Here is a 15,195-nt window from a genome sequence, read left to right as displayed (position 1 = left end):
TCAGTACTTCCAATAGCTTACATTTATGCCAAGTTGTTACTAAATAACATTTCAGATTCTAAATATCACCCAGTTGGATTTAACCCGGCATCTTGCTAATTTCGGATAACGGTATGCAGCTTCTGCCAAGTCAGTCGACTGATCCGGAGTTATGACAGCTAATTTTAAGTTATGAGAAGATACATTATTATATCAACCCTATTTGTTTCGATTCTTTTTATTGGTTCCTGCAAAAAGGATGAGATTCCTCCGGAATATCATCTTATCTGCTATATCAATGATACATTAAGAACTTTCAATTTTTCGCCTATAGCAGGGGTTCATAGATTTAACGGCACGGATTTCAGTGGCATCAGCATACTTGGTTTCGGAGAAGCATCACAGGATATGAATTCTCCGAGCCTGGAAATAAGGGTCGAAAATTTTCACAACAAAAAAATTGTACCAGGCATTTATGCCGATACTTCCTCAATCTTTCAAATGTATGCCCAGTATCATGCTCCTAAATCCAATCCTTCACATGTTAACTGCGGCACACGTATGCAGGCAGATGCAAGAGCTGTTAATTACAAAATTCAAAACGGATTAACAGTAGTTTTCACCAGGGTGTCAAAAACTGCGATGCAGGGCACTTTTTCAGGTGACTTTTTCTACCAGGCCTTTGGCTACGGATTTGAGAAACCTGTTCGTATCAGAAATGGCAGTTTTTACGTGCAGGTCAGGGAGTAGGAATATAAACTTTTTATACCAGCTCCATCGATAACCGGTCTTCTGGATGCTTATGCACCGGTGGACGGCTTTGTGGTGAAAATAGGGATTAAAATTGAGCTGTAGCATTAAAATAATCACACGCAACCCGCCCGGTTGCCTTTGATTTAATAAAGTTTCCCTATATAGTCCAAGCATATGAACTAACATAATAATCATCTTAAAAATACGCTGGTACCAGGCGCAAGCGTCCCGCTTGTGCCGTAGATACCTAAGGGATTGCTATAATCAATTAAAGTTTTTACATTTATTAATGAGTCGTAAATACAAGTTTGGAGATCATGATAAGTTATATTTTATCAGTTTTGCAGTGGTGTATTGGATTGATTTGTTTATTAGGAATGAATACAAGGAGATAATGGTGGAGAGTTGACGATTTTGTCAGCAGGAAAAGGATTTAGAAATATATGGATGGTGTATAATGACAAGTCATGTACACATGATTATTGGCAGTAAGGGTAGAGCTTTGGATAAAATTGTTGGGGAGATGAAGAGTTTTACATCCAGGAGATTACGAAAAGCCATAGACCAACATCCTGGCGAAAGTAGAAGAGCGTGGATGGAATGGATGATGAAGCGTGCAGGCATTAAAAATGCTAATAACAATGATTGGCAGTTGTGGCAGCAGCATAATAAGCCACTGGAAATATTAAATAGCGAAATGTTTTATCAAAAACTTGAATACATTCATATGAATCCTGTAGAGGCTGGATTTGTTGAAAAAGCTGAAGAATACATTTATAGCAGTGCAAGAGATTTTCATGGCAAGAAGGGATTGATTGAATTAAACTATATTGTTTAAACGGCACAAGCGAGACGCTTGCGCCTGCATGCGAATTCAGCTTGCCCATATGGCTTAGAGTTGAGACTTTCTGGAGAAGCTAAAAAGGTAAGTAATAAATGTTAGATTAAGATGGAAAAATCTGTTTCTTCTGTAGCCATGTCACTACTTCTGGAATTCGAAGTTGCATTTCCAGGAGAGAAACCTTTAACGCCAAAGGAATATCTTAAAGGTGGAAACATGGATGTGGTATTAAAAGCCGCTGCTGCATTTCTTGCATTTAAACAACATGAGTCCAAGTTTGATGATATCAAGGATTTTTTAAGAATGTTTTTTAGCCCAGGCAATGCTGAATTTGCGAAAAAAATATTTAGCAATATTGCAGCCTTGAAGAATAAAAACTCCATTAGAGTTATTAATCCCTATACAAGCCTAAAATTATTTGAATATTTTTTCTCATTGCCGCAAGAGGAACCTACTCAGACTGATCTTGAATTCGAGCAAAACCTTTTTAAAGCTTATTTAGGTTTTAATTCAGAATTTACAAAAGCACAGGATTATATTGGGAACGATATGGAAGATTATGACGAGGAGGCGAGAATCTATTTTATACTCCTTACTATGCAGTATCCAATAGGTGACAAGACAAATTTTGATATTCGTGAAATTTGGATTTCACAGCTATATAAAGCTTTCTACTTTTTTGAATTCTTGGAAAGTACGGATAAAACTAAGCCTTTGTTAGCTTCTTTTCTTGCTCACTTTAAATGTGAGTCTTGGAAAGTCTATCTTAAGCGACTACTTCCTTTAACATTATCCGCAGTTAAAAATCAAAATGAGTCTTTTACTGATATTGTTATTTCTAAAGGAGCAACTTTCAAAGAAGATTGTGAATTTGTTGAAAAGCTAGCAGTCCAGGAGACTGACCCAATTGAACAAAATGACTTCCTCACTACGAGGGCAAAGCCATTCTACAAAGTATCTGAGGGAGATTATAGAATTATTTTTAATTTATTTGTTGTCGAAAAAATTTTTAAGGGACTGTATTTTTTTCTTCGAGATATTAACCAAAAGCTCCCAGAGAACCAAAGGATATCGAATTGGCGATCACATTATTGTGACGAGTTTTCAGAGAAGATATTATTATATAAGATTATTCCTCTTATCTATCCAGTTAAGTCTATACAATTTACAGGGCAGGAATTGGTAAATATGCATATTGGAGGAGGCCCTGATTATTATTTAAGAAAAGGAAAAGATATTCTCCTTTTCGAATCGAAAGATTTTCTGATTCTAGCAGACCTAAAAAAATCTTTCGATTTTGCTGTTTATGAGCAAGAATTCATGAAGACTTTATATCTTAAAAAAACAGATAAGGGTAAGAAAAAACCTGCAGCCGTAATGCAATTGATTGGTTCTATAAAGCAATTGCTTCTCAAGAAATTTGAGGGGGACACCAACTATTGGTACAAAGACGTACATATTTATCCCATTATAATTACACATGATCACCAGTACGACATTCCCGGACTCCACGAATTGGTAAACTCATGGTTTTTTGATCAGTTGGCGATTTTGAAAGACGCGGGGCTGTTTATTAATAAAGTGAAGCCTGTCACAATAATAAACCTTGATATTTTGTTGTGTTACCAGGCGAGTTTTTCTGATGGAGTTTATTTACACGACATAATAAAGGAGCACAATAAGTTAAAAGATGAAAAGATGCCAAAAAGTTATGTTACACTTAACGACCGTAGAAATTTTTTCTACAAAAAGGCAATTCCTTTTTCATTTTTCTTCAGAGACTATATCGAGAACCATAATTTGAAAAGAGCACCTAACCTAAAAAAATTAATTGAAAAGCTTTTAGGATGATTCTTCTACAAACTTTTGCGCAAATAAGTGACGTTGAGAGCATTGGTGGAAGAAAATTTATCTTCTAATTAGGATTAATACCAAAAACCTGTTGAATAGCCTTAGCTATAGAATAGTGATCTACAGCCAATGCATCCAAGCGCATTACATATAGTAAAATCTCAAGAATCTTCAAATCAGATAGATGAATAGGCAAAAATGTAACCCCCAAATTTCCGTGAGCAAAAGCATTTCTAATTAGACATATCCTTTCAGGCATTGCTTCTATAATCTCGTCATCACCAATTCCATAAAAATAAAAAAGAAACGGGCTGATTATTGTTTGGTATTTTTTTAGTGCTTTTTTAATTCTTGCATCAAGACTGGAATCGCTATTATCAATGATCGAAATGAACCTCTCAACATACTTTCTTCCCTTACTGTTTAATGTAGTTTTTATTTCCGAAAGCGCCATAATTGCTTTATCCTTAGTTATCAAATATCCAGCAGACCTTATGGGAGATTCACTAAAAAAATAGCTATATTCTTTTTCGAACGCGGCGAAAATAAGAATAGCCCTTGACGGACTATAACTTTTCTGACTGTCTATATTTATGCAAAAATGACTAAACAGGATTTCATCTTTTGATACAGCTTCTAAAAGATTGATAATCTTTGAATGTATCAAATCGTAGGTGATAATTCTTCTTTCTTTAACAGAACTTTTCTCTTCTTCGTATCGATTGAGCGTAAAAATCCTTCCTGAATAAACTAATAGATTGTCCTTATCTCTACGTAAAGTTGTTACGGATCGAAGATTTACGTTTGACCTGTAACAGATAAATTTAATAAATTGTCTTACATAGTGTAGGACCTCCAAGCATCTTTGGAAGCCTATAGGCTTATCAAACATTACACGCAACATCGTTTTTTTCTTTCTAATTCCACCAGCAACATGATCAATATTATAAACAGAATAAATTTCAAGTTCAAAATCAAGTTTAATATCATTATCAATGAAAGAGCCTAAAGGTGTAATTGAATCTGACGCAGTAGCAGAATGGTGCTCGTGTGGGGTAAGTTGATTGTGATAAGGCGAAAACCTGTTTACTGAACGATTAGTAATATTATGAAAGTATTCTAGTTCGTCAGAGTGCACCGCAATAGCATAAATAAAAGCATCTTTATCATCGCCTTTGCTATATTCAAAAATGTTCTCTACTTCAACTGCTTCAAACCCATTATCGTTTTTGACAGTCTCTTTTGTTTTGAAAATCACATCGGTTTCCCTATTAGTTACACCTTTATAAAACCTACTTTCAGACCATTTATTATTCGGCTGGTTGTCTTGCAGCTTCTCCAATTCGGAGATTAACAACCTTTTTTTTCTATTCCAGTCTTCATGTGAAGGTGGAAGTAAATGCAAAACAGGCTCTATATAGCTAAATGGGTAATCTATACCATTCTGGTTTATAAATCCAAGGATTTTATTAGGAAGTTTTTCCATTAACATCTTTTCCAAATTTAATAAATCTAAATAAAGTATTTGTCCATCATAAATGCGGACAAATGCTGGCGCGTATATTCAACTGGAGCCTTAAAAATGGTTTCTTGCAACTTGTCATGGTAAGGTGGTGAACATCGATAAAGAAATAGAAGTAAAATATTGTTGTAAAAAAATAAGACAACTGTTGAGTTCTCCGCAATGTCTCCTCGTGCAAAGTTCCGTGCGCAGGCAAGGGACGTTGCGGGCGACAGTCATCTTTTTTTGCCTCACCAGCTTGCCCATATGGACTGGAGTTAAAACGTTGCGGAGGGCCTAAGGTGCTTAACGCCCTGCGCAGATTTTAAAAATCAGTTCCTGGTTGTTATTTTTACAAAACTTTTAAAAGACAATATGAAATACGAAGAACTGGTAAAAAACAATGCCGCCGAGTTGATTGAAAAGCTGGTAACAGACGTGGTGACCAAAGACCCTGTAGAAATTCGCTTCGATTTTGAAGATGATGATCAGTGGGCGATCATCAGTATGCATATTTATGAAGAAGATAAAGAAATCTCTGTGAGACTTCACGCCAACCACCGTTACTCCCTTTATTTTGGCTATTATGATGATGAAGATGAATTTTTCGAGATCACCAAAACATTAACCGAAGAAGAAAAAGATGGTCTTCCGAAACGACTCCAAAAAGTAATGGAAAAAGTACTGGCTGATGAAAAAGGCATGCGCATGCCTGGCAATTTTTTATCACGATAAAAACCTGCATAGCGCAAGTATATCGCAGCCCAACAAGCTTAGTGTCCGAAATGTGCCCCCGTATAAAGTTTTGTGCGCAGGCAAGAGACGTTGCGAGGGAATATAATCGCATTACCTAATAAATCTTCATCTTGCAACAATAGGTAGCCACAAGCTTTCCTACTTCCTGGATCCAAACTAATATGTTTATACCCACCTATCGCAGCGGAGCCAGCTAACACACCTGGCCAACTGCGGCATACGTTGCGCAGAAGCAGAGAATCTCCCGCAGATTACAGCTTGCTCACATGGCCCGGAGTTGAGACGCTGCGAAAAACCGAAAATCATTTCGATATCACTTACTTGGAGCATCCGGATCAATGCTTATCTTACAGATCAATCATGTATTAGCAATACAAACCCTTTATTATTTGTTTACAGCAAATTTGTTATTATGACATCCAATAGCCGTAGAAATTTTATCAGGAATACCGCAGTAGCAGGCGTAGGTACTTCTCTTATGGGGCCGCAGGTTTTCACGTCTCCGCTTCCTTCATCCCGTGCCGTGAAAAAAATTATTGTTGCCGGCGGAGGTATTGCCGGTTTATGTGCGGGTTATGAACTAATGAAACGCGGTCATGATGTTACCGTGCTGGAAGCCTCGGGAAGACACGGTGGGCACGTTTTTACAGCCCGTGATGGCTTATCTGATGGTTTGTATGGTGATTATGGTGCCGAACATATTACCAGGCCGGGGTATGAACGCTATTGGCAATATTTGAATGAGCTTGGTGTTGAAGCGTTGCCTTATCCCCGGCGTAAAAATCTATTGCGACAAATAGATGGCAAGTTTTATACAGAAGAAATGCTGAGTGATAGATCGGTGCTTACTAAAATGGGCTTTAATCTAACAGAAGTTGACTACTTAAGTAAGCATCCTTATTGGGATCTCGTTTCTTTATACAATAAACCTTACCTCGATAAATTTACAGACGAGTACCAACCATTCGGAGTAGGGTATGATAATATGGACAACACCCCTATCGCAGATATTTATAAAAAAGGAGGAGCTTCAGCAAAAGCGCTGGACCTATTGGGAGGAGCCAATACTTCCGCCTTATTTGAATTGTGGCGCTCAGCTATTTTGAAACTGCGTGGAGTATCACAATTTCCCGTAGATGTTTTCAGACTGAAAGGAGGTAACCAGAGTTTGCCCACTGCTTTCGCTAAAAAATTGGGTGATCGTGTACAACTGAATTGCCCCATTCAAAGCATTCAACATGATAAAGCAGGTGTGCGTGTAAAATTTAAATGGATGGGAGAGCCGCAGGAGCTTTCTGCAGATTACCTGGTAAATGCTATACCACCTCCAGCGTTCAGAAAAATTATTGTTACACCCGGGTTCTCCCCTGAAAAACAATTTGTGCTGGATAATGTGCAGTATGATTCTTACCAGCGTTTTGTATTTCAATGCAGTTCAAAATTCTGGGAGAAAGATAAAATCAGCATCAATATAGAATTTGATAGTCCTGATCTATGGTCTGTTTGGCAAAGCGCAGACGAAATAGATACGCATAGAGTGATTGTTTTAGGTACCGGTGCCGGTGGTATTACACCGCAACGGGCCATGGCTGTTTTTAAAGAAAATTATCCTGGTGCAACTAAACCTACCGTAGAGCAGGTAGTAAGTAAAGACTGGACAAAAGATGGCTTTGCACCAACTTGTGAGCGGGTGCATTTTCCTATGGGGCAGTTGCACAAATTTTGGCCGGAAATTATGAAGCCCAGTGGACGGATCTATTTTGCAGGTGCCTCCACAGATAATCTTAATTGGGGTATGGAAGCTTCTACCCGCTCCGCATACCGTGCGGCAGACGAAATTGATAAAGCATAATCCTGTATCAATAAAGCGGCATGACTAAATATCTGGCATTGTTATCCTTAGTAATTATAATAGCATTAAGCAGCTTTTCATTGTATCACCAGGATAATGATATTCCTGTTGTGGAGATAATTGACCCTTCAAACAGGAGCACCGTGAGTTACGGTAGTGTCATTAATTACAGGGTTAATATATCTGATAAAGAAGACGGCACCTCGAAGTATGACGAAATTCAGCAAACAGAAGTTTTTCTGCAATTAAAGTACCTGCCTTCAGAAAAAGACGTTTCAAACTACCTGCAGAAAGAAAAACAATCAGAGAAAGCATTTATTTTAATGAAGCAAAATGGATGTTTAAATTGTCACTCATTGCAGTATAAATTAGCCGGGCCTTCGTTTCGTGATATCGCAACCAGGTATGGGGCCGCTACTACTACTTATGAAAAATTATCAGAAAAAATCATCAAAGGCTCCCATGGGGTGTGGGGCGATAGTCAACAAATGCCCCCTCATCCTGATTTAATAAAAGAAGACGCTGTAGCATTAGCAAGGTTAGTTGTACAATATGGCACTGATAAAAATATTGATTTGTATACCGGAACCGAAGGAACAATACAACTCCGCAAAAATCAAAATAAAAACGCGGCTGTATTGTTGCTGACCGCATCTTACCTTGATCATGGTATAGAATCAGCCAACAGAAAAGAGGGACGGGCTGTGGCAAAAATATATTTGAAGTAATCATTACGTAACTCCGGATTACACTTCAGCAGACACCATCTTATAACCAAGCTGCTGGTACATGCTTAGAAAATCGAAATTATCCAGCCTTCAATGATTTTACTATCTGCAATTCTTACAATAGCCATTTTTTGCTAAAGGTGGGTCTCACCACCCACCTGCGCTGAAGAACGGTTGGTGAAGACAGCAACCGATAGAGATACAAATTCATCAATACCTTTTCCCTAACAGTGGGTGTCGTCACCCGCCGGCACATCCACTGGCCGATGTTGCCTGCAGAATTTACGCACAAATCAACGGATGGAGCCATGTGGGTGCTTGAAGGAGCAGTGGAAGAAAAATATCAGGTAACACTACGGCCGGGAGACATTTACCCAAAATATACCAATTGCCTTATGCACCTGGTTAACCTTACTGACCTGAATACCAAAGAATCGCATTTATTAATGAGCATTGTACCAGATTGGAGAGAAATTAAAAGAAAAAATTGTTGTTACAAATAACATAATAATTGGCTACTTTTCAATCGAAAGAAAATGTATGAAGAAAATAGGATTTTTATCGTTTGGGCATTGGTCTAACCATCCTGCCTATAAAACCCGTACGGCAAGTGACACATTGCTTCAGTCTATTGATTTGGCTGTTGCTGCCGAAGCAATGGGTTTAGACGGGGCCTATTTTCGGGTGCATCATTTTGCGGCCCAGTTAGCATCGCCATTTCCTTTGCTTTCGGCTATCGGCGCCAAAACAAGCAAAATAGAAATTGGAACGGGTGTAATTGATATGCGTTATGAAAATCCGCTGTATATGGTGGAAGATGCCGGGGCTGCGGATTTAATTTCGCAGGGAAGATTGCAATTGGGAATCAGCAGAGGTTCGCCTGAACAGGTAATCGAGGGGTGGCGCTATTTTGGATATGAACCGATGGAAGGAGAAACCGATGCAGATATGGGGCGTCGCAAAGCGTTAGAATTCCTGGATAAGCTAAAAGGTGTTGGCTTTGCCCAGCCTAATCCGTACCCGATGTTTCCCAATCCGCCCGGCCTGCTGCGTTTGGAACCACATTCCGAAGGACTGCGGGAACGTATCTGGTGGGGAGCGGCTTCCAATGCTACGGCTGTTTGGGCGGCCGAAAACGGGATGCATCTTCAAAGTTCCACCCTGAAGTACGATGAAAGCGGCAAGCCTTTCCATGTACAGCAGGCTGAGCAGATCAGGTTATACAAAGAAGCCTGGAAAAAAGCGGGGCACCGGCGCGAACCGAGGGTTTCGGTAAGCAGGTCTATTTTCGCGCTGGTAACCGATCAGGATCACTATTACTTTGGGCAGGAAGCCGATCGTGCAGATAAAATCGGAATGATTGAACAGGACAAACGCGCCATTTTCGGAAGAAGCTATGCCGCGGAACCAGACCAGCTCATAAAAGAATTGGCCGGGGACGAAGCTATCCGGGAAGCAGATACGATCCTTTTGACGATACCCAACACATTAGGCGTTGATTACAACGTACATGTACTGTCTTCTATTTTAGAGCATGTTGCACCCGGATTGGGTTGGCGTTAATTGTCTCATGAAGCTTTATATGTGAGCAATGGTTGTCCTGGAAAAACAATGGGCTTAGGTTTCTTACATCCAAAACCAACCAGGCGTCAATAACAAAAACCCCATGTATTTTATTGATTTCATACTCCGAAACTTTTCCTAAAGTTGCAGCCAATGTTGAAGATATTCACGATTAGGAGAAATGAGACGGAGCTTCCTTTACATTTATTTGGATTTCTGATTCATCCTACTATAAATATCGTTATATACTATAGCTGGATTAGTGTTGTTACGGCTTCACATATTTATAAATGGTCCCTTTGTCACCAGCAGCCCATCCATGATTGGCGTCAATAAAATGTAATTCACATAGTTCTGCGGCTGGTGTTTTAAGCTCAACTTTCCACGTGTTTCCCCTGTCAGTTGTTTTCATGACCATGCGTCCGTTTGTCACGTAACCTGTATCGGCACTAACGAAATGTACGTCATGATAGAATGCCGTACCATAGTCATAAAAGTCATAATAAAACTGGATAGTCTTGCCAGCAGCATTATATGTTGCGAGTTCATGAGATCCGGTTAAAAAGCCTATTTCTTCACTATAGAAAAAAATTGAACCGGGGTGGTTTTCCGGTGCTGAACCGTCAAGACCAAGTTTCTTCCAGGTAATTCCCCCATCTCCTGTAAAAAAAGCCCCATTATATTTATTTATAAAACCGTTTAGCTCATCAAGAAAATATAAGCTACGGTATTCACCTTTGGAATCATTAAAATTGTACACTTCCTGCCAGGAAGCTCCGCCATCAATTGTTTTCCAAAACTTTTTACCGATCATGAATGCAGTTTCACGGTTGATAAAGAAAACATCTGTTACCTGATCATAAAATGTCAGACTATCAAAGCTGCCTCCCCCATTTTTGGTAAAATAAACGGTAGAAGGGAGATCACCTGTGCTGTATGCAGAAAGTATCACTGCATTTTCCGCGCTGCCCATGCTGATATTTCCAAAATGCTTTGGAGAAAATAAAACTTTCTCCCAATTGTCACCGCCATCAACTGACCGGTAAAGGTGCTTTCCCGCATAACAATATCCGGTATCCCCATAAAATACAATATCGTATATATAATCGTCGGTTGGCAGTTTTATTTCCTTCCAGCCAGGCGCTAAAGTTTCAGTTACAGGGCTGTCAATTGGTTGTGTTGTATCTGTAGGATCAGGCGGCGGTGAAACTACATCGTCCGTATCTCGGGTACAGGACGTAAATGTGATGACCAAAGCTATGGCATGGCAAATAATTCTGCTTAGTGCAGGGTAGGGCATTTTAGTCGAATTCTACTTAAAAGGGAATAAACGCGGATTGCCAAATAAAAGTATCGTCGGCGTCATATCAGTTATCCAATGATAATACTGTACTGTCAGCGAACGATCCGATCAGCCATTGCTATCATTACTTGACATCGGCGAAAACAGTCAAATAACGGAAAGGAACGCATTCTTTTATTATGAAAATCTGTATGTTCTTGCAGTTGGGTCAGATAAATAAAATAGCGAATGTTAGTGTCATTTTCATTACATAGCAATAGAGGATACAGTAAAGCAAAAAATGATATATAAATACAATATCTTGCAAATCTAATATTTTATGTTATAATTGCAAGAATGATCACAAGGAATGTACAAACAGAAATAGCTCGTTTGCTTGAAGAATTTCCAGCTGTTGGAGTGCTTGGCCCACGTCAGGTGGGTAAAACAACGCTGGCCGAAGCAATTGCAGCCAGCTTTGATCCTGTGCCAATTTACCTTGACCTGGAGCAAGCCTCTGACCTGGCAAAACTCACTGAACCGGAGGATTACTTTGAATTGCACAAGGGTAAGCTGATTATTCTTGATGAGATTCAGCGTGTCCCGGAGCTATTTACTGTACTTCGCGGCGTTATTGATCGGCGACGGCGGGAAGGGCAAAGGACAGGACAGTTTCTTATCTTGGGATCAGCATCACTGGAGGTTTTGAAACAGTCATCGGAAAGCCTTGCAGGGAGGATTGCTTATAAGGAATTGTCAGGACTTACCGTTGCAGAAATTAATCACAACACCCAAGCTGATTTTGACCGGCTTTGGCTGCGGGGGGGCTTTCCCGACAGCTTTTTAGCAAAAAACGATGAAGCTAGTTTAAGATGGCGATTAAACTTTATAAATACTTATCTGGAAAGGGATGTGCCGCAGTTTGGCCCCAGGATCCCTGCAGTTACTTTGCGGCGACTTTGGACAATGCTGGCGCATAGTCAGGGAGGGCAAGCCCATATTGCCAAGCTGGGAGCAAACATAGATGTGGCTGCTCCTACGGCTAAACGCTATATTGAATTACTGGAGGATTTATTGTTAATACGAACGCTTCGCCCATGGTCAGGAAATATCAGCAAGCGCCTTGTCAAAACACCCAAGATTTATATCCGAGATAGTGGCTTAACGCATGCCTTGCTAAACCTGACAACGCTTGATGATGTAATGGGACATCCTGTGATCGGTGCAAGTTGGGAAGGCTTTGTAGTTGAAAACTTATTATCGTGTTTACCTATTGGCATTACCCCCTGGTTTTACCGAACCGGTGCAGGTGCAGAAATTGATCTTGTGATTGAAAAGAATAGCAAAGAGAAATATGCAATTGAGATAAAACGCTCTATGGCACCCGCGTTATCAAAAGGGTTTCATTTGGGGTGCGATGATATCGAAGCCACCCACCGTTATATTGTTTATCCGGGTAAAGAACGCTTTCCTGTGACAAAAGAAGTAATAGCTATTCCGCTTATTGATATGATGAAGGAGTTGCGGAAGATGAGGTAAAACAAAAGAAGGAATTTTCAACTTGATCTGAAAATTCCTTCTTTGCTGCTCCCCTTCAGGACTTGAACCTGATACCCTCGGATTAATCCCGCACGTGCGGGACGCTAACCAACTGAGCCAGTTCACCACCTGGTATAAAATCTGGGTCTATCATCTTTTCTATCAGGGCTTTACTTTTTTGCTTTTTAATAAAACGTTCTACACGGATGACTTCTTTTTCATCCTCACCAACCCGGAAAAGCCCCTTAAGTATCCATGGTCTGTATTTTCTTGATAGGTATTAAAGTTTTCCTGGTGGTTGTGTTTTTCCAATCTTACCGTAATGTCAGTAGTGTAACCTATGTAATATTTATCGGCAGAAAGAGAGTATATGATATAAAATGTAATACATGAATTAAAAAAAGGTCGGCCACTGCCAACCTTTCTGCTCCCCCTTCAGGACTTGAACCTGAGACCCTCTGATTAACAGTCAGATGCTCTAACCAACTGAGCTAAGGAGGAATATTTACTATTTATGGTTTGTTGCTTCGGGTTTTTAGTTAAGTTCCTTTGCAACATACCTCCCCTTTCGGGGCGGCAAAAATAGGTTTTTTGATGCGATCCTGCAAACAATTCCAGAAATGTTTTTATCGCCGGAATTGAAATTTAATGTGGGCTTATTTGTATGATACTATTAATAAATCCCCAACATATCCATTAAATAAATTCCGTATCAACATAAGCAGTAAATTTGTAACCCGGTTACCACAAAATCCTTTTCAAATTTCCTGCCCTATCCCGGAGACGTATATTTTATTACTGGTTGCTCTCTTAAAATTAAAAGAGCTGACCTGTAACAAATAGTTGCTATTGATGAAAACACGATAAGCGAAAAATTAATTTCAAATTTAAACTATAGTATTATGGCTTTTACATTACCGGCACTGCCGTATGCGCACGACGCATTGGAACCTCATATTGATGCTTTAACCATGCAAATACATCATGGCAAACATCACCAGGCTTATGTTGACAACCTTAACAAAGCAATAGCGGGCACCCCCAACGAAAATAAATCCTTAGAAGAGCTGGTTAAAGCTGCTGGCACCATCAGCCCGGCGGTACGCAACAACGGTGGCGGACACTGGAACCACAGCTTTTTCTGGGAAATTCTTGCGCCTAATGCCGGTGGTAAGCCTTCCGGGAAACTGGCTGCCGCCATTGACGCCGCATTCGGGAGCTTTGACGAATTCAAAACAAAATTTAGTGCCGCAGGCGCCACCCGTTTCGGAAGCGGATGGGCATGGCTGACCGTTAAAGATGGTAAATTAGAAATATCCAGTACCCCCAACCAGGATAACCCCCTGATGGATGTTGCAGAAGTAAAAGGCACGCCTATACTGGGCGTAGATGTATGGGAGCATGCCTATTACCTGAAATACCAGAACAAACGTCCCGATTACCTGGCAGCAATATGGAACGTGATCAACTGGAAAAAAGTAGAAGAAAAGTTCGAAAAAGCATAAGAAAATATAAAAGCCGCCTTTTTCCGGGGCGGCTTTTATATAATTTGAAATTTGAGATTTCTTCACGGTACCGGGTCATACCCATGTCCACCCCAGGGATGGCAACGGGCAATGCGCTTTGCCGCCAGCCATATGCCTTTGAATATACCATATTTTTTAATCGCTTCTAAGGCGTACTGCGAACAGGTAGGTGTAAACCGGCATTTAGGCCCAAGTATCGGTGAAATAAATATTTGGTAAATCCTGATCAGCCCTATGAATGGAAGACTAAGTATGCGGCGGATGGTTTTCATCAATACGATGTATAAGTTTATCCAAAATTACCTGTACTTTTTCTTTTGCCAGCAAAAAATCAGGAATCTCTTTGCCGGTATAGATCAAAAAAAGGATAAGTTGCTGACCCGTTTCCGTTAATTTTTGCTGCAAAGCAGGCTTTTGTAAACGATATGCTTCCCGGGTAAGCCTTTTGATTTTGTTGCGATGAACCGCTTTTTTAAAATTTTTACTGCTTACCGTTATGCCTGCCTGTAAAGAAGATGGCAATTGGGCACCGGCGCCGGCAACAGGTAAATATAGCACACGGTAAGGGAAAACGGAAATACTTTTCCCTTCCCTGAACAACTGTTCAATGAGCTTACGGCTTTTGAGCCGCTCCTGTTTGCTTAAAGTAAAGGTCTTTTTCAAAATCGGCTGATTTCAACAAAACATATATCACAAAAATAGCCCCGTTTGGGGCTATACATATTTAACGATCTATGCACAGGGCATAGCCGGTATTATTTTGCTATTTTCTCGTCGGATACAGTCAGTTTCTTGCGTCCTTTTTTACGACGGCTGGCTAAAACCTTGCGCCCGTTTGCGGTTTGCATGCGTTTGCGAAAGCCATGAACTGATTTGCGACGACGTTTATGCGGCTGAAATGTACGTTTCATTATTTTTACTTTTTCACTTTTTGAAATAAAAGTTCGGGAGAAGCGAACCGGGTTTCAAAATCATTTACCTTTTCCAGACGGGCCACCACGCCCTTTCTGTTGAGGCTGGATGA

Annotated in this window: 15 protein-coding genes, 1 tRNA gene and 1 pseudogene; 10 read left to right on the top strand and 7 right to left on the bottom strand. The window is 40.0% G+C overall.

Features of this window, described 5'->3' with window-relative positions:
- Positions 1–171 precede the first annotated feature (171 nt).
- The 3 genes and pseudogenes from FRX45_RS07610 (at position 172) to FRX45_RS07600 (ending at position 3,424) form a co-directional block, all read left to right on the top strand.
- Positions 172–729, top strand: a complete 558-nt coding sequence (locus FRX45_RS07610) for a hypothetical protein (RefSeq protein ID WP_152267802.1) — start codon at positions 172–174, stop codon at positions 727–729.
- A gap of 433 nt (positions 730–1,162) precedes the next feature.
- Positions 1,163–1,570: pseudogene (locus tag FRX45_RS07605) on the top strand (transposase); the annotation flags it as partial.
- Between the two features lie 111 nt (positions 1,571–1,681).
- On the top strand, positions 1,682–3,424 hold the full coding sequence (locus tag FRX45_RS07600) for a hypothetical protein (RefSeq protein WP_152267801.1): 1,743 nt from the start codon (positions 1,682–1,684) through the stop codon (positions 3,422–3,424).
- Positions 3,425–3,488: 64 nt separating this feature from the next.
- On the opposite strand, the gene FRX45_RS07595 is transcribed toward FRX45_RS07600, so the two are convergent.
- Complete coding sequence (locus FRX45_RS07595) at positions 3,489–4,910, bottom strand: hypothetical protein (protein WP_152267800.1); 1,422 nt, start codon at positions 4,908–4,910, stop codon at positions 3,489–3,491.
- A 390-nt stretch (positions 4,911–5,300) separates the two neighbouring features.
- Between FRX45_RS07595 and FRX45_RS07590 the strand changes: the two genes are divergently transcribed.
- The 5 genes from FRX45_RS07590 (at position 5,301) to FRX45_RS07570 (ending at position 9,824) form a co-directional block, all read left to right on the top strand.
- A complete protein-coding gene (locus FRX45_RS07590; protein ID WP_152267799.1) occupies positions 5,301–5,660 on the top strand; it encodes a hypothetical protein in 360 nt (119 codons plus the stop codon).
- A 433-nt stretch (positions 5,661–6,093) separates the two neighbouring features.
- The gene (locus FRX45_RS07585) at positions 6,094–7,533 is read left to right on the top strand and encodes a flavin monoamine oxidase family protein (protein WP_152267798.1); all 1,440 of its coding nucleotides are present in this window, start codon (positions 6,094–6,096) and stop codon (positions 7,531–7,533) included.
- Positions 7,534–7,553: 20 nt separating this feature from the next.
- A complete protein-coding gene (locus FRX45_RS07580) occupies positions 7,554–8,261 on the top strand; it encodes a c-type cytochrome (RefSeq protein WP_152267797.1) in 708 nt (235 codons plus the stop codon).
- A 266-nt stretch (positions 8,262–8,527) separates the two neighbouring features.
- Entirely contained in the window at positions 8,528–8,764 is a 237-nt protein-coding gene (locus FRX45_RS07575) for a hypothetical protein (protein ID WP_152267796.1), read from the top strand.
- A 37-nt stretch (positions 8,765–8,801) separates the two neighbouring features.
- Positions 8,802–9,824 carry an LLM class flavin-dependent oxidoreductase gene (locus tag FRX45_RS07570; RefSeq protein WP_152267795.1) on the top strand — a complete coding sequence of 341 codons (1,023 nt, stop codon included), beginning with the start codon at positions 8,802–8,804 and terminating at the stop codon, positions 9,822–9,824.
- 268 nt (positions 9,825–10,092) lie between these two features.
- Here FRX45_RS07570 and FRX45_RS07565 read toward each other — a convergent pair whose 3' ends face one another.
- A complete protein-coding gene (locus FRX45_RS07565; RefSeq protein ID WP_152267794.1) occupies positions 10,093–11,124 on the bottom strand; it encodes a WD40/YVTN/BNR-like repeat-containing protein in 1,032 nt (343 codons plus the stop codon).
- Positions 11,125–11,463: 339 nt separating this feature from the next.
- Between FRX45_RS07565 and FRX45_RS07560 the strand changes: the two genes are divergently transcribed.
- Complete coding sequence (locus tag FRX45_RS07560; protein ID WP_152267793.1) at positions 11,464–12,645, top strand: ATP-binding protein; 1,182 nt, start codon at positions 11,464–11,466, stop codon at positions 12,643–12,645.
- A 198-nt stretch (positions 12,646–12,843) separates the two neighbouring features.
- Here the strand turns inward: FRX45_RS07560 and FRX45_RS23820 are convergent, their stop codons facing one another.
- The gene (locus FRX45_RS23820; protein ID WP_226805116.1) at positions 12,844–13,017 is read right to left on the bottom strand and encodes a GIY-YIG nuclease family protein; all 174 of its coding nucleotides are present in this window, start codon (positions 13,015–13,017) and stop codon (positions 12,844–12,846) included.
- Positions 13,018–13,072: 55 nt separating this feature from the next.
- Positions 13,073–13,146, bottom strand: a tRNA-Asn gene (locus FRX45_RS07550).
- Positions 13,147–13,547: 401 nt separating this feature from the next.
- Here FRX45_RS07550 and FRX45_RS07545 point away from each other — a divergent pair.
- Positions 13,548–14,150, top strand: a complete 603-nt coding sequence (locus FRX45_RS07545; protein ID WP_152267792.1) for a superoxide dismutase — start codon at positions 13,548–13,550, stop codon at positions 14,148–14,150.
- A 62-nt stretch (positions 14,151–14,212) separates the two neighbouring features.
- Here the strand turns inward: FRX45_RS07545 and yidD are convergent, their stop codons facing one another.
- The 3 genes from yidD to rpmH form a co-directional block, all read right to left on the bottom strand.
- Positions 14,213–14,443 (bottom strand): membrane protein insertion efficiency factor YidD, encoded by a 231-nt coding sequence (yidD, locus tag FRX45_RS07540; protein WP_152267791.1) that lies wholly within the window; start codon positions 14,441–14,443, stop codon positions 14,213–14,215.
- The gene (rnpA, locus tag FRX45_RS07535; RefSeq protein ID WP_152267790.1) at positions 14,418–14,834 is read right to left on the bottom strand and encodes a ribonuclease P protein component; all 417 of its coding nucleotides are present in this window, start codon (positions 14,832–14,834) and stop codon (positions 14,418–14,420) included. Before rnpA ends, yidD begins: the two co-directional genes overlap by 26 nt.
- 92 nt (positions 14,835–14,926) lie before the next feature.
- Entirely contained in the window at positions 14,927–15,082 is a 156-nt protein-coding gene (gene rpmH / locus FRX45_RS07530) for a 50S ribosomal protein L34 (RefSeq protein WP_152267789.1), read from the bottom strand.
- Positions 15,083–15,195 lie beyond the last annotated feature (113 nt).

Origin of the sequence: Agriterribacter humi, assembly GCF_009192765.1 — a bacterium.
Lineage (GTDB): Bacteria > Bacteroidota > Bacteroidia > Chitinophagales > Chitinophagaceae > Agriterribacter > Agriterribacter humi.
Note: the sequence above shows the minus strand (reverse complement) of the source record. Positions and strands in the feature narration are given on the sequence as shown.

What these genes read in the sequence shown, in the direction of transcription:
- FRX45_RS07560 (WP_152267793.1), top strand. Translation starts at nt 11,464, where the DNA reads ATGATCACAAGGAATGTACAAACAGAAATAGCTCGTTTGCTTGAAGAA.
- rpmH (WP_152267789.1), bottom strand. Translation starts at nt 15,082, where the DNA reads ATGAAACGTACATTTCAGCCGCATAAACGTCGTCGCAAATCAGTTCAT.
- FRX45_RS07580 (WP_152267797.1), top strand. Translation starts at nt 7,554, where the DNA reads ATGACTAAATATCTGGCATTGTTATCCTTAGTAATTATAATAGCATTA.
- FRX45_RS07565 (WP_152267794.1), bottom strand. Translation starts at nt 11,124, where the DNA reads ATGCCCTACCCTGCACTAAGCAGAATTATTTGCCATGCCATAGCTTTG.
- FRX45_RS07600 (WP_152267801.1), top strand. Translation starts at nt 1,682, where the DNA reads ATGGAAAAATCTGTTTCTTCTGTAGCCATGTCACTACTTCTGGAATTC.
- FRX45_RS07610 (WP_152267802.1), top strand. Translation starts at nt 172, where the DNA reads ATGAGAAGATACATTATTATATCAACCCTATTTGTTTCGATTCTTTTT.
- FRX45_RS07575 (WP_152267796.1), top strand. Translation starts at nt 8,528, where the DNA reads ATGTTGCCTGCAGAATTTACGCACAAATCAACGGATGGAGCCATGTGG.
- FRX45_RS07545 (WP_152267792.1), top strand. Translation starts at nt 13,548, where the DNA reads ATGGCTTTTACATTACCGGCACTGCCGTATGCGCACGACGCATTGGAA.
- yidD (WP_152267791.1), bottom strand. Translation starts at nt 14,443, where the DNA reads ATGAAAACCATCCGCCGCATACTTAGTCTTCCATTCATAGGGCTGATC.
- FRX45_RS07590 (WP_152267799.1), top strand. Translation starts at nt 5,301, where the DNA reads ATGAAATACGAAGAACTGGTAAAAAACAATGCCGCCGAGTTGATTGAA.
- FRX45_RS07595 (WP_152267800.1), bottom strand. Translation starts at nt 4,910, where the DNA reads ATGGAAAAACTTCCTAATAAAATCCTTGGATTTATAAACCAGAATGGT.
- FRX45_RS07585 (WP_152267798.1), top strand. Translation starts at nt 6,094, where the DNA reads ATGACATCCAATAGCCGTAGAAATTTTATCAGGAATACCGCAGTAGCA.
- FRX45_RS07570 (WP_152267795.1), top strand. Translation starts at nt 8,802, where the DNA reads ATGAAGAAAATAGGATTTTTATCGTTTGGGCATTGGTCTAACCATCCT.